Below are 19,331 nucleotides of genomic sequence, written 5' to 3'. Positions count from 1 at the left end.
ACCGCCTTACCGCAGCGCGCCACCCGCTATTCCCCACACCGAAAAAAATTTGCCGGCGGGAATAAAGCCGCGCCGGACGCGGTAGGATGCTCGTTGCGGCGGCGCTCGCCGTCACCGCCCAGCGCGGGATGAAGCCATTGGCGACAGATGCCCGAACCCGACGATTCGACCTGCTGGCGATGCCGCATCTGGACGCCGCGTTCCGCCTCGCACGCTGGCTCACCGGCAACACCGCCGACGCCGAGGACGTCGTGCAGGACGCCTACCTGCGTGCGTTCCGCTATCTTGACGCCTTTCGTGGCGACAACTTCCGGGTCTGGCTGCTGACCATCGTGCGCAACAGCTTCCTGGATTGGCTGAAGGATAACCGTTCTTCCCGCCAACTGTTTCAGCCAGCCCCGCCCGACCTCGACTGGACCGATCCCGGCCCCAGCCCCGAGGCCATGCTGCTCGACCGCATCGACAGCGAAACCCTCGCCGCCCTGATGGCTCAACTGCCAGCCGAATACCGTGAGGTGCTGATCCTGCGTGAGCTCGAGGAATTGTCCTACAAGGACATCGCCGCCGTCACCGACGTCCCCCCCGGCACCGTGATGTCGCGGCTGTCCCGCGCCAGGCTGGCACTGCGCAAGGCCTGGACCGACCACGAGAAGAAATCATGAATCACGACCGCGCCAAACGGCTGCTGCCGGCCTATGCGGATCGCCAGGCCGGCCCGTTCCAAGGCTTCCTGCTCGGCCGTCACATCGCCCGCTGCCCGACCTGCCTTGCCGAACTGGAGGCGACCCGGGCACTGCGTTCGGTGCTGCGCACCAACCTGCCGTCCCATCGCGCGTCCCCGGCGCTGGCGATGCGGATCGCCTCCGCACTGCCACGCGAAGCCCCACCGCCGCCCACCCGGAAGTCGTTTCGCTCGCAACTGCCAAGCATCCGCCTGGCCGGCGCGACGATGGCCGGAGGCCTCGCCGGCGTCGCACTCACGCTCGCGCTGACCAAAACCACCCCGCCGCCAGATCCGCTGCTTGCGGACGTCCTTGCCGATCACCTGCGGTCGATGATGGCGGATCATCTAAGCGACGTCGCAACCAGCGATCAGCACACCGTCAAGCCCTGGCTGTCGGCGCGGCTCGACCTGTCGCCGGTGGTCAAGCAACTGGCCGCGCAAGGCTTTCCGCTGCTCGGCGGCCGGCTGGATTATGTCGATGGCCACCGCGCCGCCGCGATGGTCTACCGCCGCGACAAGCACGTCATCAACCTGTTTGCCTTGGTCTCCGACGATACCTCCGACGCCGCGCCGAAACTGCAAACCCGCGATGGCTTCAATATCGTCCGCTGGCGCATGGGCGGCCTGACCTACGTCGCCGTGTCCGACCTCGAGGCGGCGCAGCTTGAGGCCTTCGTGCGACTGGTCGGGGCCAAGTAGGGCAGCGCCGCGACGCCGAGTGGTTTCTCATCACACGAAAAAGAACGCCACCCCAAGCACGACATACACGCCAATCAGCAGCACACCCTCGAACCACGTCGTTTCACCATCCCCGGCAATCGCGTTGACGATGAACGCGCCGCCAGCGATCGCGAACAGGTCCAGCGGGTCCTTGAACACCAGCGTCATCGGCGTGCCGATCAGCCAGGACAGGATCACCAGCAGCGGCGCCACCACCAGCGCCATCTGGATCGCCGAACCGATGCAGATGCTCATCACCAGCCCCATCCGGTCCTGACGCGCGAACCACACCGCCGAAAACAGATCGGCGATGGTCCCGACCAGCGCCAGCACGATCACGCCCACGAAGGTCGGCGACAGCCGCAAGGTGCGCGCAGCCTCGACCAGCGAGCCCGAGATCAGTTCGCTTTCCAGCGCCGCCGCGACGGTCGCCAACGCCAATACCGCCATGCACCGCCACAGCCCCCAGGCGTCGCCAGCATCGGGCTCCTCGCCGCTGGCAAAAACGTCGCGGTGCGTCACCAGCGTATAGGCCAGGTTGGCGCAGTACAGCACCAGCAGCACGCCGGACACCGCCAGGCTCAACCACTCCTCGCTGACCCCGACATCGCCGCTATGAGTGACGCGGCGCGCGGTGAAGTCGAACACCGCGGGCAGCAGCAGCGCGATCACCACCAGGATCAGCAGGCTCGACAGCAGCCCGGCCCGTTCCCGCTTGAACGTCTGCCGCTCACGCGTCGCGCCGCCGACCACGATCGCCAGCCCGAGCCCCAGCAGGCTAGTGCCGATGATCGATCCAGTGATCTGGGCGTGCACCACGTCCGCCTGACCCTGCGCCAGGACGAACAGCGCCAGCAGCAACTCCGCCACGCTGCCCAGGCTGACCGACAGCAGCCCGCCCACCGCCGATCCGGTATGCTTGGCAAGCTGCTCGGTCGCCGCACGGATCCAATCGGCCAGCACGCCCACGCCCACCGCTCCGGTCACGAACACCCAGATCGGCGTCGCCCCCAGCCCGTAATGCAGCACCGGCGCCACCGGCACCAACGCCAACAGCGCCAGCCGGAGCATTACTCAGCCGCGTCTCGCCGGCCGACAGCGCCGCCGGGCCGAGCTGTCAGGATGCCGCCTGTCAGACCGCGCGGCACCACGCCGGCGAGCGCGAAGTGATGGGTCGGCGACGGCGCGGCATTGAGGATCATCATCGGTAGGTCAAGGAAGCGGGTGATCGCCGCATTGAACGACTCCTGATCTTGCTGATAGGCGTGACGCAGCATGACGTCGGTTACCATCCTGGCAAGCCGGGCCGGCCTGGCCTCCGCGCGATCTGGAACGCCGACCTGTAGCGCGCCATCCGAGCGCCGCTGATTGGATGCCTGGTGCAAGCACATCTCCGCAAACTGCTCAGCGACATCGGCGAAAAGTTCTGGCTGTTGCCAGCCGCCATGGTCGTCGCCGGCATCCTGCTCGCGGTTGGCCTGATCGACCTTGACCGCAGCGGCATGGTGCCGGCCTGGCTGATCCAAAGCCCCTGGCTGTACAACGGCGGAGGCACCGGCGCGCGAACCCTGCTCGGCGCCGTGGCCTCGTCAACCATCGGCGTCGCCGGCACGGTGTTCTCCATCACCATCGCCGCCCTCTCGCTCGCCGCCGGTCAGATGGGGCCACGGCTGCTGCGCAATTTCACCCGAGACCGCGGCAACCAATTCACCCTGGGCGCCTTTCTCGCCACCTTCAGCTACGCGCTGATGGTGCTGCGAAGCGTGCGGACCGAAAATGAAGGCGCATTCGTCCCGCACGTATCGCTCAGCGTCAGCATCCTGCTGGCGTTCGTCTGCGTCGGCACCCTGGTATTCTTCGTCGGCCACATGGCCGGGCGCATCAACGTCGACACGGTCATAGAACTGGTCAGTGACGACGTCCGTTCGGCGATCCAGCGACTGACCTTCGACCACCCGCAACCGCAGGCATCAATCCCCGACATTTGGGACGACGCGGTACCGGTCGTCGATGAACGGCGCGGCTACCTTCAACAACTGCACCCCGAAGGACTGGCTGACTGGGCAGCGCAGCGGGGAACCACGCTGCGACTGTTGGTGCGGCCCGGCGACTATGTCTTCCCCGGCGCGCCGATCGCGCGGATGACCCCGCCGGTCGACGGCGCCGGCGCCGCGATCCGCGCCGCCACGGCCCTGGGACCCGCCCGGGTGAGTTCGGCCGATCTGGAGTTTGCCATCCGCCAGCTCGTCGAGGTCGCCGTCCGAGCCCTGTCGCCGGGAATCAACGACCCGCATACCGCGATCGCCGTGCTGGATCGATTGGGCGCCGCGCTATGCGACATCGCGCCGGTCCACCTCGCCTCCGGCATATCGCTGCGCCGCGGCCGGGTCGTGCTGATCATCCCGGCGGTCGATTACGACGGCCTGGTGGACAGCATGTTCCATATGATCCGCCAGAACGCCGCCAACAGCGCCGCGGTGCTGCTGCGAATGCTGGAAGTGCTGACCGCGGTGACCGGTTGTGAGCAGGCCCCGGCCCGAGTAGCTACGCTGCGCCGTCACGCCGACCTGGTGCTGGCCGACGCAGAGCGCGAGATCGCCAACCAGGGCGACCTGGCTGACCTGCGCCAGCGCCACGCCGCCTTCGAGGCGACCCGGCAGCGCTGTTATCCCGCAGCCATCGGCGACATCGACGCCGCCTCGCGCTAAACCCCAGGCATTCCCGGCCGCCCAGTTTTTGCAGCGACAGCCAGCCATCGGCTACAACCATGGATCCGGACCGGCCACGCCGGGACTTCGAGCGCAACGATCCAAGCTGCCAGCGCCCAAGAGCGGCCGGCCAATAACCGGAGGAAACCAATGCCCCAGGCGGCACGCGCCGTATCCCCGACCAATCTGCGCCACGTCATGCTGGCCGCCGCCATCGGTTCGGCGCTGGAGTGGTACGATTTCTTCATCTACGGCACCGCCTCGGCGCTGGTGTTCGGCGAACTGTTCTTCCCGAAATACGACGCCACCGTCGGAACACTGGCGGCGTTCGCGACCTTCGCGGTCGGCTTCCTGGCGCGCCCGTTCGGCGGCCTGTTCTTCGGCCATTTCGGCGACCGCATGGGCCGCAAGCCGATGCTGGTGGCAACCTTGCTGCTGGTCGGCGGCGGCACCTTTCTGATCGGCCTGCTGCCGACCTACGCCACGATCGGCCTGTGGGCTCCGGTGCTGTTGTTGCTGCTGCGCCTGCTGCAGGGCTTCGGCGCCGGTGCCGAATACGGCGGGGCCGTCATCATGGCGGTGGAATTCGCCCCCAAGGGACAGCGCGGACTCTACGGCAGCTTCGCCCCGCTCGGCGTCACCGCCGGCAATCTGCTCGCCGCCGGCGTGTTCTACCTGGTCACCATGATGTCCAAGCAGGACCTGCTCACCTGGGGCTGGCGCATCCCCTTCCTGGTCTCCCTGCTGCTGCTCGGGCTCGGCGTCTATGTCCGCTCCCGCGTCGCCGAAACCCCGGTGTTCGCCGAGGCCAGCGCCAGGCGCCCGCCGCTGCGTGCCCCGGCGATCGAGGCGCTGCGCCGCCACCCGCGCAACTTCTTCGTCGTGGTCGGCGCCCGCCTGGCGGAAAACGGACTGGGCTACCTGTTCCCGGTGTTCGGCCTCAGCTACGTCATCAACACCCTGCACATGTCGCGTGAGGTGGCGATCACCGGCGTCATGCTGGGCAACGTCGCCGAGATCTTCGGCATCGTGCTGTTCTCCTGGCTGTCCGACAAAGTCGGCCGCCGCCCGGTCTACATCGGCGGCGCGCTGTTCTCCGCCGCCTTCGCCTTCCCGTTCTTCGTGATGACCCAGACCCTAAACCCGACGCTGATCTGCCTCGCCTTCATCCTGGTCATGGGCATCGGCAGCGCCGCCATGTTCGGCCCGCAGGCGGCCTATTTCGCCGAGCTGTTCGGCCCGCGGCTGCGCTACAGCGGCTTCGCCTTCGCCCGCGAACTCGGCTCGATCATCGCCGGCGGTCCATCGCCGTTCATCGCCGCGTTGCTGGTAAGCTGGATGGCCGGCGCCCCCTGGGGCGTCGCCCTTTACGTCATCCTGCTGTCGCTGATCACCGCGTTCGCGGTATGGTGCGGCCCGGAAACCCATCTCAGCGACATCCGCGCCGACACCCCGCAAGACCTGGCGGACGGCGCCCTGGCGGCAACCAACCGAGCCTGATCGCCTTCACCTGCCGCCGGGACCTCGCACGACGCGATCATGCAAACCAGGAGCACCCAATGCCGAAACTCTCCCCCTATGCCGCCCCGGGCGTCTACGACCCGCCGATCTATGCCCAGGCGCTCACGGCCGAGGACGCGCGGACCTTGGTATTCATCGCCGGCCAGGTCGATTACGACGCCAACGGCGGCTGCGCCCATCCCGGCGACTTCAAGGCCCAGGCGCACGCCGCGCTCGCGGCGCTGAAGTCGCAGATCGAGGCCGGCGGCGGTACCCTCGCCAACGTCGTCAAGGTCACCACCTACATCACCGACATGCGCTACCGCGCCGATTACGGGCCGATCCGCACCGAGTTCTTCGGCCCGAAAATGCCGCCCCATACGCTGATCGGCGTGGCGTCGCTGGCAGCGCCGGAATACCTGATCGAAATCGAAGCGATCGCCGTGCTGTAGCGCCGCCTGCTAAGTCATCCGCTGCTCCGGCCTCAGCACATAACGCGGCGTCTCCCCTGCCAGGGCGCGGCGGATATTTGCCACCGCCCGGCGCAGCGCGATCTCGGTCATGCCCGGAACCGAGGCGGAATTATGCGGCGACCCGATCACGTTCGGCAGCGACAGAAACGGATGATCCATGCGGAACGCGCCGTGCCGCACCGGTTCGGTCCACCAGGCATCGATGCAGGCCCAGAACTCTGGATGCGCCCGCAGATGCGCAAATAGCGCCGCCTGCTGGATGATCTCGCCGCGCGCCAGGTTGACCAGAATGGCGTCCGGCTTCATCAGCCCCAGTTCGCGCGCCCCGATCAGGTCCTTGGTCGCCGGCGTCAACGGCGTGCTGATGACCAGCACGTCGGCCGCCCGCAGCAGCATATCCAGATCCGCCACCGATCCGATCCAGTCGGTCGCGTCGTCGGACTGGCCGCGGCGATTGATTGCGTGGATCCGCATCCCCACCGCCCGCATCATCCGCGCGGTGGCGACCCCGATGCCGCCGAACCCCAGTATGCCGCAGACTTGCCCCGCCAGCGTGCGGTTGCGAGTGAACTGGTTGAACTCGCCCCGGCCCAGCGCGGCCTGTTCGATCAGCAGCCGTTTGCTGGCAGCCAATACCATCGCCAGCCCGTGCTCCGCCATCGGTTCGGCATACGCCCCGCCATTGCCGGCCACCGCGATGCCGGCGGGAAGCGCATGCAGCGGCACGAAGTCGATGCCCGCGGTGATGAACTGCACCAGCCGCGCCGACCGGATCTGCCCCGCCTCGCCCGGCCGCAGATCCTTGCCGGTATCGCGCGCCAGGATGGCGGCAGCCTCGCGCAGCGCCGAGGCCCGCCCCGCATCGTCAAGGTCGCTGAGCCACACCGGCCGACCCATGTCCCCCAGCGCCTCGGCGACGATAGCCCGATGCGGCGCACGCAGGTCGAAGGTGACCGCGACGGTGCCGGTCATGCCCCTATCCGATCGCAGAGCAGCCTGAAACGCGCGACGTCCACGATTCCGCTCGTGAATCGGCTACTTAAACGAAACGCGACGTCTCGCGCCTCTCTGACCCGCCCTACTTGCACGGAAACCGCTCGCCCAGGAACTTGAACAGTCCCTCATCGGACGGCATCGAGCTACGATCGGGCATCGCCCGCACCCAACTCACGAACTGGCTCATCGTCTCGGCCCGCGACGGTGACGGGTGCGGAAAACAGAACAGTTTGTGCTCCCCGGCATGGTGCATCTCGACGTCGATCGCACCCTGGGCAAAGCCGCGACAGAAGTTGAGCCGGGCGTCCGCCGCCGGCTCCCTGGGGTTGGCGGCGCAGGTGTCGGCCAACTCCCCGGCGGTCGCGGTGTGGATCGTGATCTCCTCGGCCGCCCAGGCAGCCGACACCGCCCATGCACTGAACACCGCAACACCCGAGGCCAGCAGGGCAGCGGCCAGAACTGTCTTCATCGAAATCTCCCGTCAGCTAGATCCACGCCAGGCCACCGATCAGTGTCCGCCATCCGCCATCCACCGCTGCCAGCCCTGGGCACGCAGCAGACAGGCCGGGCAGGTCCCGCATCCGAAGCCCCATTCGTGGCGATTGGAGCGATCGCCCAGATAGCAGGTATGGCTGCTTTCGCGAATGACCCCCACCAGCGCATCGCCGCCCAGTTCGAACGCCAGCGCCCAGGTCGCCGCCTTGTCGCGCCACATCAACGGGGTCTCCAGCACGAAGCGCCGCTGCATGCCCAGGTTCAACGCAAGCTGCATCGCCTTCACCGTGTCGTCGCGGCAGTCCGGATAGCCCGAATAGTCGGTCTCGCAGACCCCGGCGACGATGCGGCGCAGCCCACGGCGGTAGGCGATCGCGGCGGCGCAGGTCAGGAACAGCAGGTTGCGCCCGGGCACGAACGTGTTCGGCAGGCCGCCCTGGTCCATCTCGATCGCCACATCCGCGGTCATCGCGGTCTGCCCCAGCCCGGCAATCGTCGCCGTCAGGTCCACCAGGTGATCGGGTCCCAGCCCGGGCGATGCCAGAGCCGAGCGGATCGGCTCGCGGCACGCCAGTTCCACCGCATGGCGCTGGCCATAGCGAAAGCCGACGGTTTCCACCGAACCGTAGCGCGCCAGCGCCCAGGCCAGGCAGGTGGCGGAATCCTGTCCACCGGAAAACAGCACCAACGCCGCGTCCCCGGCATGGCTGAGTTCGCTGTGTCTAGGTTCGGCGTGGCTCGGTTCGGCGTGGCTCGGTTCGGCGTGGCTCGGTTCGGTCTCGCTGGTTCCGGTCTGGCTGGGTTGCGTCATCGGCTGCGTGTTCCTCTCACAGTCCCCTGTCATCCGCCGTCTCGCCATCCTATCATCTGCACCATGGACCTCGATTTCAGCGAAGACGAAATCCAACGCTTCTCCCGCCACATCCTGCTGCGGGAGGTCGGCGGCACCGGCCAGGCCAAACTAAAGGCGGCACGCGTGCTGGTGGTCGGCGCCGGCGGCCTGGGCTCGCCGTTGATGCTATACTTGGCCGCCGCTGGCATCGGCACCATAGGCGTGATCGACGACGACGTGGTCGACCTGTCCAACCTGCAGCGACAGATCGCCCATACCACCGACCGCATCGGCACGCCCAAGGTCGCCTCGGCAACCCAGGCGGCCCACGCCATCAATCCCGATCTGAAGGTCGAGGCCCACGCCGCCCGCCTGTCCGCCGACAACGCGCTGGACCTTATCGGCCGCTACGACGTCGTCTGCGACGGCACCGACAACTTCGCCACCCGCTTCCTGGTCGCCGATGCCTGCGTGCTGGCGAAACGCACCCTGGTGTCGGCCGCCGTGCTGCGCTTCGAGGGTCAGCTCTCGGTGTTCAAGCCGCATGCCGGCGGACCGTGCTACCGCTGCCTATACGCCGAACCACCGGCACCCGGCACCGTGCCGACCTGCAGCGAGGCCGGTGTGCTGGGCGTGGTCACCGGCGTGATGGGCACGCTGCAGGCCACCGAGGTGCTGAAGGAAATCCTCGGCATCGGCGACACGCTATCCGGCCGCCTGCTGGTCTGGGACGCGCTGTCGGCCAGGTTCCGCGACATCAAGCTGCGGCCGGACCCATCCTGCGCCCTGTGCGGCCCGCATGCGACCATCAAGGACCTGACCGCGCACCGCACCCCGGATGGATCCACCCATGCCGGCTGATGGCGGGGCGGCTGATGGCGGGCCGGCTGGTGGCGCGCCGGCTGCTACGCTCGGCGTGCTGCTGCTGTCCGGATCGCACGACCGGGCACATTACGCCTTCGTCGTCGCCTCCGCCGCCGCCGCGCTCGGTCGCCACGTCGTGCTGTTCGCCACCAATCGGGGCTGCCTGGCGCTGTGTCGCGATTGGACGGCATTGCGCGATGCCGACCGCGATGCCCGCATCGAAGCCAATGGCGTCGCCGGATTGGACACGCTGCGCGACGCCTGCGCCCAGATCGGCGTGCGCATGATCGTCTGCGAGGCCGGCCTGCGCGCCGAGGCGATCGACCCATCGCTGCTGTTGCCCCAAGTCGAGGTGGCCGGGGTCGCCACCTTCCTGTCCGCCGTCGGCACCGCGACCGTGATCACGATCTGACCCTGGGTGGATGGTTACGCTTGACTCGATTCGGCCGTGCTTGGCAGGGAGAGTGAATGCGTTATCCCGCTCGGGTTGTGTTGGCGCTGGCGTCGGTGATCACCACGACCGGCACCTGGGGCGTCGGCGCTCAAACCGGCGCGGGGCGAGATTTCTGCTGCGGCATCAGCCAAGCCTCGGCACAGCCGCCGACGTCCGGCACGCTGCGGCTGCCATCCGGTCCCCAGCACCAGCCGCCGGCGCGCGAACCAGCGGTGAAACCACCAACTGCCGCGCCGCGCAAACCGGTCCATACCGCGGCCGAAACCGCGGCGACCAAACCGCCGGTGGTGGCGCCGCACGGACCGCTGCATCCGCATCACCCAACCGGCACACCCGCGGCCAAAGCCGCGCCACCCGCTCCGCCCGCCACCCCAGTGCCAGTTCCGCAGCCGCAGCCGCAACCGTCCGCCGAGACCAAGACCGCGGTACCCGATAAACCGCCTGATCCCGAGAAACCCGACGCCGTCGCGACGAAACTGCCGCGCTTCGCATCACTGCGCTCCGATGACGTCAACATGCGCGCCGGCCCCGGCACCCGCTACCGCATCGACTGGGTCTACAAGCGGCGCGACCTGCCGGTGGAAATCGAGCGCGAGTTCGACGTCTGGCGCTGGGTGCGCGATGCCGATGGCATCCAAGGCTGGGTGCACGGAGCCACCCTGATGGGGCGGCGCAGTTTCATCGTGCAAAAAGCCGACGCCACGCTGCGCTCAGAGACCAGCGACACCGCAAAGTCCGTCGCCATCCTGAAGCCGGGGGTGATCGGCCGCATCCGCTCCTGCGCGGCCGCCTCGGACTGGTGCAACGTGCAGGCCGGATCTTACCGCGGGTTTCTCCGCCGCGAGCAATTCTGGGGGACCCTACCCGACGAGGCGGTCGCTCCGTGATGACAACTGTTGTCAAATCGACTATGATCCGGCGAAATTAACGATGATTCACGGCAAAATGCCGAGATTCGACGCGGAACTACTCCTGGACAGGCTAGCGGGTCGTTAACATATTCACCAGAATGTGATCGTCCGCCCAGCCAAACGCCGGGTCCGCTCGAACAAGGCAGAAGTCATGAACATGCTCGCCCCGGGGAATTTGTCTTTGGATGTAAACGTCGTCGAGATGATGACTAGCGCTCGGCCGGGTGTCGTCGTGGTGGTCAGCGACGATCCGGCGACCATCGCCTGCCTCGCACCGGTTTGCGACTTTCTCGACCTCGGAATGGAAGTCGTTTCAGCCGGAACCGATCTGGCCCAGGTGCTGCGCGAACACCGTCCGATGGCGGTGATCGGATCCGTCGACGGGCACGAGCAGGACGGCTTCCACACCATGAAGGTCATCGCCCGCTACAACCGCGAACTGCCGATCATGCTGTTGACCGAAGGCGATCCGGTGCTGATGGGCGCGGCCGACGCAGTGCAGGACCTATGGGGCCTCACATCGGTGACCCGCACCAGCGGCTTTCCGGTGGCCGGCCAATTGATGGCGTTCCTGTTCGACGCCGGCCGTCGCGCCGGCTGCCTGCGGCTGGTGCCGATCTGATACCCCCGGCGCCCGGGGCCGCTGCCCGGACAGCCCAGCCTGATCATCACCTCTGGGGCCATCGCACGCCCGCCCATCACGCTGCCTAATCCGTCCGGCCACCTGACCGCGATGGTTCCGCCGAAGATCCCTGTTAGGCGGCGATGAACTCGTTCCATTTCTGGACCATGTAGCGGTCCTGGTCCATCACCGAATTCCAGCACGCGATCCGGCTCATGCGTTCGGTGAACGACCCGCCATCGCGCACCGCGCCGGCTTTTTCCATCACCTTGCCTTCCGGGCTCAGGATGTCCTTCTGCGCCGGCTTGCCCTCCATCCAGTAGCGCCACTCGTCCGCCGTCATGTGCTGCTTCGCCGTCTCCAGCACCGCGCTGTAATAGCCCTGCCGGTTCAGATAGGCGCCGACCCAGCCGGACAGATACCAGTTGATGTATTCATACGCGGCGTCCAGCTCCAGCCCGCTCAGATGCTTCGCCATGCCAAGCCCGCCAGCCCAGGCGCGGTAGCCCTCAGCCAGCGGCTGGTATTTGCAGGCGATGCCCTTCGACCTCACCGCCGCCACCGCCGGCGACCACATCGACTGGATCACCACCTCGCCCGACGCCATCAGGTTCACGCTCTCGTCGAAGCTTTTCCAGAACGCACGGAACTGCCCGGCCTTCTTGGTCTCGATCAGGAACGCCACCGTCTTGTCGATCTCCGGCCGCGTCATGTTGCCCTTGTCGGCGTATTTCAGCCGACCGAGCGATTCCATGATCATCGCCGCGTCCATGATGCCGATCGATGGAATGTTCATGATCGACGTCTTGTCCCGGAACGCCGGATCGACCAGGTCCTTCCAGTTCTTGATCGGGCGCCCCACCAGGTCGGGCCGGATGCCCAACGTGTCGGCGTTGTAGATGGTTGGAATCAGCGTCATCCACTCGGTCCGCCCCTTGGCGAAGCTCTTGCCGGTCGGCCCGTCCACGTAACCAACCGAATACGGCGTGGTGCCCTGTCCAGGCGGCGTGTCCGGCGTCAGCCGACCCTTGGTGAAGATCGGCACGATCTGGTCCACCAGCTTGATCTTGTTCGCGTCCATCGGCTGCATCACGCCGGTCGGGAATACTTTCTTGATGGCGAAATACTCGATGTCGGCAATGTCGTAGGATCTCGGCTGAGTGACCGCCTTCTGCGTCACCGCGTCGGTGTCCAGAGCCGTCATGGTCAGCGTGAAGCCCAGATCCTGCTTCACCTTCACCGCCACCGCATTCAGGTTCGAAACGCCGGTGCCGAACTGGCGCAGTGTGATGTTCTTGATGTTCTGCGCCCAGATCGTCGGAAACCCGGTTATTGCCCCGCTACCGGCGGCAACTCCAGCGCCGGCCAGGACAGAACGCCGGCCTAACCCGAGTGATCGTTTGCTTGGCATTCTCGCCGCGCTCCCTTTTCGCTGCTTCGCCGACCATGTTGCACGGGTTGTGCCAGCGGACTGCTTTCCCCGGAGAGCCATACCTGGTCAGTACCACATCATCAGCGTGTTTCGCTGGATTATGCTCCGGCTATCTATCCGTCAGGCGCGGCCGGTCGCTGCGCTTAAGGTCCTCTTCGATCCGCGTGAGACGCGTCACCGTTTCGGTCAATGCGGCCGTCGCCACCATCGTGGCGGCAGCCCCTGCTGCGGCCTTCGCATCGCTGATAAGGGAGTTCTGCCCGCTCTCGATCTTCAGCAAACGATCTTCGATTGCGCGTAGGCGTTCGTGAATAAGGCTGAACGCCTCCACGTTCTTGGTCCGCAGCGAACGCAGATCGTCGATTTGCCTGGCTATTTTCCATATTGCGCCAAAGCAGGGTAATACCAACTACCGGGGCGCCGGCGTTCTGAGCCGCTGCGCAAGTTCGTTCATTTCGCTGCCCAGCTTCCGCAGCTTCTCATCAACTGTGGTGATGAAAAAGTTAAGCCTCTCTTCGTCTGTAAGGCCTGCAGCATTGTCGCCGATAAAACCGCCTTCCGGATCCGGGCCGATAATCTTAGCGTTAGCAAAATCATCGGAACGGGGAATGGCATTCTTGCCACGTCCCACAAGCGGGCCCGATTGTCGCGGTTTTCTCACCATAGTCGCTCAAATTATGGGAAGGCGACAGAAACTCTAGCCATCCCCTGACCAAATTCCAAGCATACCCCTGGGTCGGCTGCATCTTGCAACGGCAGCAAACGCGCCGCGACGAAACCGCCGCAACCGACCCAACCCTTGCAGCAAGCTCACCCCCCGAACCAAAATGCCCGCCGCAGGGGACACCAGGAAACATGCCACAGGAAACCTATGACTTCATCGTCGCCGGAGCCGGATCGGCCGGCGCCGTGATCGCCTCCCGACTATCGGAATCCGGACGCCACACCGTGCTGCTGCTGGAAGCCGGTCCGCCCGACCGCAATCCCTGGATCCACATCCCGCTCGGTTTCACCAAGACCTTCACCAACCCCACGGTCAACTGGAAGTTCGAAAGCGCGCCGCAGCCCCAACTCGGCAACCGCCGGCTCTATCTGCCGCGCGGCAAGACCCTGGGCGGCACCAGCTCGATCAACGGCATGGTCTACATCCGCGGCAATCACGCCGATTACGACGAATGGCGCCAGCGCGGCTGCGTCGGCTGGGACTGGGACTCCGTGCTGCCGTACTTCCGCAAGGCGCAGAACCAGGCCCGCGGCGCCAGCGAGTATCACGGCACCGGCGGCCCGCTGAACGTCTCCGACCAGCCCTACCGCTTCGAACTCTCCGAGGCCGTGCTGGCGGCGTGCGAGCAAGCCGGCATCCCCCGCAACCCCGACTTCAACGGCGCCCAACAGGAAGGCTGCGGCTATTATCAGACCACCACCGCCAACCGCCGCCGCTGGAGCACCGCCAAGGCCTACCTCGACCCCGCCCGCTCCCGCCCCAACCTGACCATCCGCACCGCCGCCCACGCCACCAAAATCACCCTGGCCGGCGCCCGCGCCACCGGTATCGAGTATGTCTCCCCCGCCGGCCCACAATCCGCCACCGCGCGGCTCGAGGTCGTCGTCTGCGGCGGCACCTACGGCTCGCCGCAACTGCTGATGCTGTCCGGCCTCGGCCCGGCCCAGCACCTGCAGGATACCGGCATCCCGGTGCTGCACGACCTGCCCGCCGTCGGCGCCAACCTGCACGATCATTTCAACACCTACATGAGCTGGCGCTGCACCCGCCCGATCACCCTGAACGACCTGGAGAACTCCTGGCCGCGCAAGATCGCCGCGGCCATCCGCTACGGCCTGTTCCGCTCCGGCCCGATGGCCAGCAACGGCATCCACGCCGGCCTGTTCACCCGCTCCGATCCACGCCTGGAACGCCCCGACCTGCAGATCAACCTGCTGGAATGGAGCACCCTGGAACGCACCAAGGACCGCGTCATCCCGCACCGCTTCCCAGGCTTCACCCTCAGCCCGGTGCACCTGAAACCCGACGGCCGAGGCACCGTGCGGCTCGCCAGCCCCGATCCGCTGGCACCGCCCGTCATCCTGTTCGACTTCCTGCGCACCGAATACGACATGCGCGCGGTCACCACCGGCATCCGGCTGGCGCGCCGTATCGCGGAACAGCCGGCGCTGCGCGACTACGTAGCGGCCGAGATCGCCCCCGGCCCGCTGGTCACATCCGATGCCGAGATCGAAAGCTTCGTGCGCCAGACCGGCATCTCCAATCACCACCCCAGCAGCACCTGCGCCATGGGCACCGGCACCAACTCGGTGGTCGACCCCAGACTGCGGGTGCACGGCATCGCCGGCCTGCGCGTGGCCGACGCCTCGATCATGCCGTCGGTAGTGGCCGGCAACACCAACGCCCCCAGCATCATGATCGGCGAAAAGGCCGCGGCAATGCTGCTGCAGGACACCCAAGCTGGCACCGCTTCACCTGGCACAGCCCCACCTGGCACAGCCCCACTTGGCACAGCCCCACCTGGCACCGCGCCAACTGGCGCTCCCCCGCTGGCCGCGTAAACTTTACCGAAACCTACGGGAGACCACGCGTGGCCGATACCTACGACTACATCGTCACCGGCGCCGGCTCCGCCGGCTGCGTGCTCGCCGCACGGCTGACCGAATCCGGCCGCCACCGAGTGCTGCTGCTGGAGGCCGGCGGCAAGGACACCAATCCCTGGATCCATGTCCCGATGGGTTACGCCAAGACCTTCGTCGACCCCAGGGTGAACTGGAAGTTCGAGTCCGAACCGGAACAGCAATTGAACGGCCGCACCATGTACCAGCCGCGCGGCAAGGTGCTGGGCGGCACCAGCTCGATCAACGGCATGATCTACATGCGCGGCAACGCCGCCGACTACGACCAGTGGCGCCAGCTCGGCAACCAAGGCTGGGACTACGATTCGGTCCTGCCCTACTTCCGCAAGGCCGAGGACAACGAACGCGGCGCCGACGACTACCACGGCTCGGGCGGACCGCTGCGGGTCTCCAACCAGCCCTACGAATGGGAAATCGCCAAGCTGCTGCTGACCGCCTGCCAGCAGGCCGGCATCCCATTCAATCCCGACTTCAACGGCGCCAAACAGGAAGGCTGCGGCTATTACCAGACCACCACCAAGGACCGCCGCCGCTGGAGCACCGCCGCGGCCTACCTGCGGATGGCCAAGCCCCGCCCCAACCTGACCATCATCACCAACGCCCACGCCACCAGGGTGCTATTTCAGGGCAGCAGGGCGACCGGCCTCGAATTCCGCACCCAAGCCGGCCCACAGGTTGCCCATGCCGGCCGCGAAGTGATCGTGTCGGGCGGCGCCTACGGATCACCGCAGTTGCTGCAACTTTCTGGCCTCGGCCCCGCCAGCCATCTCGCCGACATGGGCATCGAAGTGGTGCGCGACATGCCCGGCGTCGGCGCCAATCTGCAGGACCATTTCAACACCTTCTGCACCTACCGGATCTCGCGCAACCTGTCGCTGAACGCGCTGCATTACAGCCTGTCGCACCGCCTGGCCGCCGGCGCCCGCTACGTGTTCCTGCGCTCCGGACCGATGTCGGGCAACGGCATGTATGTCGGCGCGATGGTGCGCAGCGACGCGCGTCTCGAGCGGCCCGACCTGCAGTTCAACATCTCGGCCTGGAGCACGATCGACCGCACCGCCAGCGGGATCGTCTCCCACCCGTTTCCCGGCATTTCGATCAGCCCGGTGCATCTAGCGCCGCAGGGTCGCGGCACTGTCAGGCTGCGCAACCCCGACCCGCTGGCGGCCCCCGAAATCCGCTTCAACTTCCTGCGCGACGATAGCGACATGCGGGTGATGATCGCCGGTGTCCGCATCGCCCGCGGCATCGCCGGCAGCAACGTGCTAAAACACCTCATCGTCGAGGAAACCGCCCCCGGCACTGCCACCGAGTCCGATGAGGAGATCGCCCGGGACGTGCGCCAACGCGGCGTCTCCAACCTGCACCCGGTCGGCACCTGCGCCATGGGGCAGGGACCGATGGCGGTGGTCGATCCACGCCTCAGCGTGCATGGGATCGCCGGCCTGCGCGTCGTCGACGCCTCGATCATGCCGGTGATCGTCGCCGGCAACACCAACGCTCCGACCATCATGATTGCCGAAAAAGCCGCCGACATGATCCAACAGGACGCCAAGCAAACCCTCAATCCCAGAGCAACATCAGCCTGACCGGAAAGCCAGGCTGATAAAGTTGCTTGCTCAAACAAAGAGCTAGGTGTCATTGCCAAGGACGTTGTCTCCTCCGATGAGGGATTGTGCTTGCGCCGACGCGACCAGCGTCAAGCCCAAGCCGCCTTTGGCGGTCGCTTCGCGAGGCTTGACCCCGGCCATGCCGACGAAGCCGGGCTCGGTATCGGATGTGTCGGTAGATGTGGTCATCGTCTGAGCACGAGGGGCTGCAAGACACGTCAGCGGCGGTCTGCCACTTAGGGCGGAATGAGGCCGGTTGCTGTTGTAGTCGGTGATCCAAAGCGGCATGGCCGCCGCCCGATGCGGCCCGTCAGATATAGATTATCAAGCCTGCGGCACGGCGTGGTGACGGCGTGCTGGTGTCACTGCAGCACGGGCTTCCAGCACCTTTAATGCGTTCGGGTCGTGATCGAGCAGAACCAGCGCGCTGCTGATCGCGCGGCTGGGAAGGGCATCGCCTGACTCATACTTTTGAAACGCTCGTGGTCCGCCACCGATGACCTCGCCTGCCTTGGCTTGCGTGAGGCCCAGCTTCTTGCGAATGCGCCGAATATCTGCCGGTTCAAGCAATCCTTCGGTACGGGCCTTGAGCCTGTTCAACGCACGATCGGAAACCTTCATATCATCAGGATCGAAAACGCCTTCATCCGGCTGATCGCCGTACCAGCCCGGCATATCCACGGTGATGCTTTCGCCCTGATAGGTGATGGTTAGGGGCCGGACATCCCGATGCAGCGAGGCTCCCGTATTCGGATCGACAGGGTTAGTCATTGTCTTTCTCCTTGAACGACAGCAGGGCAAACTCCGTCACGGCATCAGCCGTGAATTTGACATAGAGTGTCCCGACCGGCGAAGGGACGTGATACGTGTCCTGCCAAATCCGATGGTCCCCGTAGGAAGTCATGGATTTGTAGAAGTGCGTTCGCCGCATGGTCTGAACCGCCGCCACGATATCGGCCCGCGCAAAACCAAGAGCCGCGGCAGTCCGCGTAGCTACGACTGTAACGCGCATTCGCGGCGCTGCCGTTTTGAAGGCTTCGAGGTCATAGGTCGGTTTTCGCTTCTCCGCCATGCATCAAAATACACCTTTAAGGTGTTTAATCAAGCGGTCCTATGAGATGTGGAATGGCTAGTAATGGAGCCGGTTACGCATTCAGCCCCGGTCAGCTCGGCTTCGGCTTTGGCTTGGTGCGGGTGATGCGCCCGTGACGCAACACCGCGGTGGGCACAACGATTGGCCACCGCGCCGTTCCGGCGCTCGCCGTCCCGCTCACGCCCCCCGTTCACGCCGCGTCATGAAAAATCAGCCCCAGCGTGTGCCGCCGCCCGGAGTGAACCCGGCTGACACCGTGCCGCATGGTCAACCGATACGGCCCCCGAACGCCAACGCCCGGCCGGTGATGCACCGGGAAAATCACCGCCTCACCCTGCCGCAGCGGCACCACCATCGGCCGCGACTGCGCCCGAGGACGCTGTTCCACCATGATGAACTCGCCGCCGCTGAAATCGGCCCCTGGCTCGCTCAACAGCACTGTCACCTGCAACGGAAACACCCGCTCGCCGTAAATGTCCTGGTGCAGGCAATTGAACCCGCCCACGCCATAGCGCAGCAACAGCGGCGTCGGACGGGTCTGCCCGGCCGCATGGCAGACCGCCAGGAACTCGTCCAGCGAGTCGGGAAACCGTTCGGCCTGCCCCAACAGCCCGCGCCACTCGTTCGCCACCGCCGCCAACGGCGGATACAGCGCCGCGCGCAGCGCCGCCACGGTGTCCGGCAAGGCGTAACCGAAATACTTGTACTCCCCGGCACCGTAAGCGTGCTGCTCCATCACCACGCGCTTGCGGAACCGAGCGTCGTCATCATACAGCGCCGCCAGCGCCCGGCACGTATCGGCTGCCAGCAGCGGTCGCGTCGCGTAGCCCTGGGCCGCCAGATCGCCGGCCAGGCTCCCGGCCTCGAACGTCGCTGATCGCGGATCAAAATCTTGCATCCGCCCTCCATATCAGCTTTCCGCCGCACCACCTTCCGCTTTGTGCTCTGCAACCCGAACTCACCCGGCGCGTTACCCCCTTTCCCGGTGAAGTAGGAGGCTGGAATGGACGATCGCATAGAAGGCACGGCACGTGAATTTGGTGGCCGTGTGCAGCAAGCCGCCGGCAACTTGACCGGCGATGGCAAGACCCAGGCGCAGGGCGTCTACAACCAGGCGTCCGGCCAGGCGCAGCAGGCCGCCTCGCAACTCAGCGACGCGGTCAAGGCGCAGCCGATCGTCGCATCGCTGGTCGCATTGGCGATCGGCTATGTGCTCGGCCGCTTGACAGCGTAACGCCGAACCGCACGATCTGA

24 protein-coding genes are annotated in these 19,331 nt (G+C 66.2%); 12 read left to right on the top strand and 12 right to left on the bottom strand.

Features of this window, described 5'->3' with window-relative positions; translation table 11 throughout:
• Window positions 1-86: 86 nt before the first annotated feature.
• Together ACQY4T_RS06465 and ACQY4T_RS06460 are read left to right on the top strand one after the other, a co-directional pair.
• Entirely contained in the window at window positions 87-662 is a 576-nt protein-coding gene (locus tag ACQY4T_RS06465; RefSeq protein WP_428539068.1) for a sigma-70 family RNA polymerase sigma factor, read from the top strand.
• The gene (locus tag ACQY4T_RS06460) at window positions 659-1,423 is read left to right on the top strand and encodes an anti-sigma factor family protein (protein WP_428539066.1); all 765 of its coding nucleotides are present in this window, start codon (window positions 659-661) and stop codon (window positions 1,421-1,423) included. Before ACQY4T_RS06465 ends, ACQY4T_RS06460 begins: the two co-directional genes overlap by 4 nt.
• A 30-nt stretch (window positions 1,424-1,453) precedes the next feature.
• Here ACQY4T_RS06460 and cax read toward each other — a convergent pair whose 3' ends face one another.
• A complete protein-coding gene (gene cax, locus ACQY4T_RS06455; RefSeq protein ID WP_428539064.1) occupies window positions 1,454-2,515 on the bottom strand; it encodes a calcium/proton exchanger in 1,062 nt (353 codons plus the stop codon).
• Complete coding sequence (locus ACQY4T_RS06450; protein WP_428539062.1) at window positions 2,515-2,736, bottom strand: hypothetical protein; 222 nt, start codon at window positions 2,734-2,736, stop codon at window positions 2,515-2,517. Before ACQY4T_RS06450 ends, cax begins: the two co-directional genes overlap by 1 nt.
• Window positions 2,737-2,823: 87 nt before the next feature.
• Between ACQY4T_RS06450 and ACQY4T_RS06445 the strand changes: the two genes are divergently transcribed.
• The 3 genes from ACQY4T_RS06445 to ACQY4T_RS06435 all read left to right on the top strand — a co-directional run bounded on the left by ACQY4T_RS06445 (window position 2,824) and on the right by ACQY4T_RS06435 (window position 6,104).
• Window positions 2,824-4,152 carry a DUF2254 domain-containing protein gene (locus ACQY4T_RS06445; RefSeq protein ID WP_428539060.1) on the top strand — a complete coding sequence of 443 codons (1,329 nt, stop codon included), beginning with the start codon at window positions 2,824-2,826 and terminating at the stop codon, window positions 4,150-4,152.
• A 150-nt stretch (window positions 4,153-4,302) separates the two neighbouring features.
• Window positions 4,303-5,652 (top strand): MFS transporter, encoded by a 1,350-nt coding sequence (locus tag ACQY4T_RS06440; protein WP_428539058.1) that lies wholly within the window; start codon window positions 4,303-4,305, stop codon window positions 5,650-5,652.
• Window positions 5,653-5,711: 59 nt separating this feature from the next.
• A complete protein-coding gene (locus tag ACQY4T_RS06435) occupies window positions 5,712-6,104 on the top strand; it encodes a RidA family protein (RefSeq protein ID WP_428539056.1) in 393 nt (130 codons plus the stop codon).
• Window positions 6,105-6,113: 9 nt separating this feature from the next.
• On the opposite strand, the gene ACQY4T_RS06430 is transcribed toward ACQY4T_RS06435, so the two are convergent.
• The 3 genes from ACQY4T_RS06430 to queC all read right to left on the bottom strand — a co-directional run bounded on the left by ACQY4T_RS06430 (window position 6,114) and on the right by queC (window position 8,427).
• Window positions 6,114-7,097 (bottom strand): 2-hydroxyacid dehydrogenase, encoded by a 984-nt coding sequence (locus tag ACQY4T_RS06430; protein WP_428539054.1) that lies wholly within the window; start codon window positions 7,095-7,097, stop codon window positions 6,114-6,116.
• Window positions 7,098-7,203: 106 nt separating this feature from the next.
• The gene (locus ACQY4T_RS06425; RefSeq protein WP_428539052.1) at window positions 7,204-7,590 is read right to left on the bottom strand and encodes a Rap1a/Tai family immunity protein; all 387 of its coding nucleotides are present in this window, start codon (window positions 7,588-7,590) and stop codon (window positions 7,204-7,206) included.
• A gap of 39 nt (window positions 7,591-7,629) precedes the next feature.
• The gene (gene queC, locus ACQY4T_RS06420; RefSeq protein ID WP_428539050.1) at window positions 7,630-8,427 is read right to left on the bottom strand and encodes a 7-cyano-7-deazaguanine synthase QueC; all 798 of its coding nucleotides are present in this window, start codon (window positions 8,425-8,427) and stop codon (window positions 7,630-7,632) included.
• Between the two features lie 63 nt (window positions 8,428-8,490).
• Between queC and ACQY4T_RS06415 the strand changes: the two genes are divergently transcribed.
• The 4 genes from ACQY4T_RS06415 to ACQY4T_RS06400 all read left to right on the top strand — a co-directional run bounded on the left by ACQY4T_RS06415 (window position 8,491) and on the right by ACQY4T_RS06400 (window position 11,299).
• Window positions 8,491-9,309: a HesA/MoeB/ThiF family protein gene (locus ACQY4T_RS06415; protein WP_428539048.1), complete on the top strand. Its 819-nt coding sequence runs from the start codon at window positions 8,491-8,493 to the stop codon at window positions 9,307-9,309.
• Complete coding sequence (locus ACQY4T_RS06410) at window positions 9,299-9,724, top strand: DsrE family protein (protein ID WP_428539046.1); 426 nt, start codon at window positions 9,299-9,301, stop codon at window positions 9,722-9,724. Before ACQY4T_RS06415 ends, ACQY4T_RS06410 begins: the two co-directional genes overlap by 11 nt.
• Before the next feature lie 56 nt (window positions 9,725-9,780).
• The gene (locus ACQY4T_RS06405; RefSeq protein ID WP_428539044.1) at window positions 9,781-10,653 is read left to right on the top strand and encodes an SH3 domain-containing protein; all 873 of its coding nucleotides are present in this window, start codon (window positions 9,781-9,783) and stop codon (window positions 10,651-10,653) included.
• A 175-nt stretch (window positions 10,654-10,828) separates the two neighbouring features.
• On the top strand, window positions 10,829-11,299 hold the full coding sequence (locus tag ACQY4T_RS06400; protein ID WP_428539042.1) for a hypothetical protein: 471 nt from the start codon (window positions 10,829-10,831) through the stop codon (window positions 11,297-11,299).
• 133 nt (window positions 11,300-11,432) lie between these two features.
• On the opposite strand, the gene ACQY4T_RS06395 is transcribed toward ACQY4T_RS06400, so the two are convergent.
• The 3 genes from ACQY4T_RS06395 to ACQY4T_RS06385 all read right to left on the bottom strand — a co-directional run bounded on the left by ACQY4T_RS06395 (window position 11,433) and on the right by ACQY4T_RS06385 (window position 13,362).
• Complete coding sequence (locus ACQY4T_RS06395; protein ID WP_428539040.1) at window positions 11,433-12,710, bottom strand: ABC transporter substrate-binding protein; 1,278 nt, start codon at window positions 12,708-12,710, stop codon at window positions 11,433-11,435.
• Window positions 12,711-12,840: 130 nt separating this feature from the next.
• The gene (locus ACQY4T_RS06390; RefSeq protein WP_428539038.1) at window positions 12,841-13,062 is read right to left on the bottom strand and encodes a hypothetical protein; all 222 of its coding nucleotides are present in this window, start codon (window positions 13,060-13,062) and stop codon (window positions 12,841-12,843) included.
• A 78-nt stretch (window positions 13,063-13,140) separates the two neighbouring features.
• Window positions 13,141-13,362 (bottom strand): hypothetical protein, encoded by a 222-nt coding sequence (locus tag ACQY4T_RS06385; RefSeq protein ID WP_428539036.1) that lies wholly within the window; start codon window positions 13,360-13,362, stop codon window positions 13,141-13,143.
• Window positions 13,363-13,586: 224 nt separating this feature from the next.
• Between ACQY4T_RS06385 and ACQY4T_RS06380 the strand changes: the two genes are divergently transcribed.
• Both ACQY4T_RS06380 and ACQY4T_RS06375 read left to right on the top strand, forming a co-directional pair.
• Window positions 13,587-15,296: a GMC family oxidoreductase gene (locus ACQY4T_RS06380; RefSeq protein ID WP_428539034.1), complete on the top strand. Its 1,710-nt coding sequence runs from the start codon at window positions 13,587-13,589 to the stop codon at window positions 15,294-15,296.
• Window positions 15,297-15,325: 29 nt separating this feature from the next.
• Complete coding sequence (locus ACQY4T_RS06375) at window positions 15,326-16,963, top strand: GMC family oxidoreductase (protein ID WP_428539032.1); 1,638 nt, start codon at window positions 15,326-15,328, stop codon at window positions 16,961-16,963.
• A gap of 42 nt (window positions 16,964-17,005) precedes the next feature.
• On the opposite strand, the gene ACQY4T_RS06370 is transcribed toward ACQY4T_RS06375, so the two are convergent.
• The 4 genes from ACQY4T_RS06370 to ACQY4T_RS06355 all read right to left on the bottom strand — a co-directional run bounded on the left by ACQY4T_RS06370 (window position 17,006) and on the right by ACQY4T_RS06355 (window position 18,975).
• Entirely contained in the window at window positions 17,006-17,302 is a 297-nt protein-coding gene (locus tag ACQY4T_RS06370) for an integrase core domain-containing protein (protein ID WP_428542750.1), read from the bottom strand.
• A 6-nt stretch (window positions 17,303-17,308) separates the two neighbouring features.
• A complete protein-coding gene (locus tag ACQY4T_RS06365) occupies window positions 17,309-17,755 on the bottom strand; it encodes a type II toxin-antitoxin system MqsA family antitoxin (protein ID WP_428539030.1) in 447 nt (148 codons plus the stop codon).
• On the bottom strand, window positions 17,748-18,056 hold the full coding sequence (locus ACQY4T_RS06360) for a type II toxin-antitoxin system MqsR family toxin (RefSeq protein WP_428539029.1): 309 nt from the start codon (window positions 18,054-18,056) through the stop codon (window positions 17,748-17,750). The genes ACQY4T_RS06365 and ACQY4T_RS06360 overlap by 8 nt, the downstream gene beginning before the upstream one ends.
• A gap of 211 nt (window positions 18,057-18,267) precedes the next feature.
• Entirely contained in the window at window positions 18,268-18,975 is a 708-nt protein-coding gene (locus tag ACQY4T_RS06355; RefSeq protein ID WP_428539028.1) for a 2OG-Fe(II) oxygenase, read from the bottom strand.
• Between the two features lie 105 nt (window positions 18,976-19,080).
• On the opposite strand from ACQY4T_RS06355, the gene ACQY4T_RS06350 reads away from it, so the two are divergent.
• Window positions 19,081-19,311, top strand: a complete 231-nt coding sequence (locus tag ACQY4T_RS06350) for a CsbD family protein (protein ID WP_428539027.1) — start codon at window positions 19,081-19,083, stop codon at window positions 19,309-19,311.
• Window positions 19,312-19,331 lie beyond the last annotated feature (20 nt).

This window comes from Rhodopila sp. (assembly GCF_965277825.1).
GTDB lineage: Bacteria > Pseudomonadota > Alphaproteobacteria > Acetobacterales > Acetobacteraceae > Rhodopila.
The sequence above is the reverse complement of the archived record's forward strand: the minus strand, read 5'-3'. Positions and strand labels throughout refer to the sequence as shown.